The sequence below is a fragment of the Candidatus Poriferisocius sp. genome (genome assembly GCF_965214065.1).
Taxonomy (GTDB): Bacteria; Actinomycetota; Acidimicrobiia; order Acidimicrobiales; family Bin134; genus Poriferisocius.
This window is the reverse complement of record NZ_CBDCAT010000002.1, coordinates 1-1,612: the sequence shown is the minus strand read 5'-3', so window position 1 is coordinate 1,612 and position 1,612 is coordinate 1. Positions and strand designations below refer to the sequence as shown.

The 1,612-nt window shown below is 64.0% G+C and carries 1 protein-coding gene; it reads left to right on the top strand.

The window, feature by feature from the left end:
• Positions 1-110: 110 nt before the first annotated feature.
• Positions 111-1,612, top strand: a 1,502-nt coding sequence (locus ACOOGG_RS00215; protein ID WP_420431079.1) for an IS1634 family transposase, incomplete at its 3' end; no start/stop codon positions are given.

Below are 1,612 nucleotides of genomic sequence, written 5' to 3'. Positions count from 1 at the left end.
GAATCTGTCCTGGATATATGTTGCCATGTTTGTCCACATTTAGTGTTGATTATATTGTTTATATACTGTATGTAAGTGGATAGTGTTGTTGCCATGTAAGGATGGTCGATATGGCCCTCAGCGTCGACGTCATACCCAACCGTTCATCGCCGCCGGCCATCCTGTTGCGCGAGGCCTGGCGCGAGGGGAAGCGCATCCGCCGCAGAACGCTGGTCAATTTGTCGAAGGCACCGCCGGGCCTGGTCGATGCGGTCCGGGCCTGGCTCAAGGGCGGGGTGGTGTATTCTGCCATCGATGATGCGGTCTCGATCCGCCGTGCGCTGCCACATGGGGCTGTGGCAGCTGTGTTGGGCATGGCCCGTCATCTGGGCCTCGAGCGCATCCTGCATCGCAGCCGGAGCCGCATGCGCGATCTGGCCCTGGCCGCCATTGCCGCCAGGATCATCTCGCCATCCTCGAAACTGGCCACGGCCAGGCAGCTCTCGGGCGGGACTGCGACCAGTTCTCTCGGGGCAATGCTGGATCTCGGCGAGGTCAGCGGCAACGAGATGCTGGAGATGCTGGACTGGCTGGTGGCCCGCCAACCCTGGATCGAGCGGTCCCTGGCCCGGCGGCATCTCTCGGGCGGGACGCTCATCCTCTACGATGTCTCATCCTCGTACATGGAGGGGAAGCAATGCCCCCTGGCCGAATTCGGCCATAGCCGCGATGGCAAGCGCGGCAAGAGGCAGATCACCTACGGGCTCCTCTGTGCAGAAGATGGCTGCCCGGTGGCGATCGAGGTCTTTTCGGGCAATACCGCCGATCCACAGACGCTGGCCAGCCAGGTGCAGAAGATCCAGGCCCGCTTCGGCATCGAGAAGGTGGCGCTGGCAGGTGACCGGGGGATGATCACCACGGCACGGATCCGGGAGGATCTGGCCCCTGCCGGGCTGGACTGGATCTCGGCCCTCAGGAGCCAGGACATTCGCAAGCTGGCCAGGGGTGCCCCGCCGGTGCTGGTGCCCGAGGCGCTGGTTCCGGATGCAGTGGCCGAGATCGCCTCTCCGGACTTTCCCGGCGAGCGGCTGATGGTCTGTCTCAATCCGAGATTGCGGGCCGAGCGGGCCCGCAAGCGGGAGGAACTCCTTGTGGCCACCGAGGAGGTGCTGGCCGGCATTGCCGCCGCCCATGGTCGCGGCAAGCCAGGTGCGGCGGGTCGCGCCCGCACCTGGAAGGCGATCGGCCGGAAGGCAAACCGGAAGAATGTGGAGAGGCATTTCGACATCACCGTCACCGATGGGGAGATGGTCTGGGCCCGGAGTGAAGAGAGGATTGCCGGTGAGGCCAGGCTCGATGGTATCTGGGTGGTGCGCACCAGCCTGGGTGCTGGTGCCATCGGAGCGGAAGCGGCGGTGGATGCGTACAAGCGTTTATCCACGGTGGAGCGGGCATTCCGCATGGCCAAGTCGGACCTCGCGATCCGTCCCATCCATGTCTATACCGCGACCCATGTAAGGGCGCATGTGTTCCTGTGCATGCTGGCGCTCTACGTGGAGTGGCATATGCGGCGGCGACTGGCACCGATGCTCTTTCAGGATGATGAGAAGGAAGGTGCCCGGGAAGAGCGGGC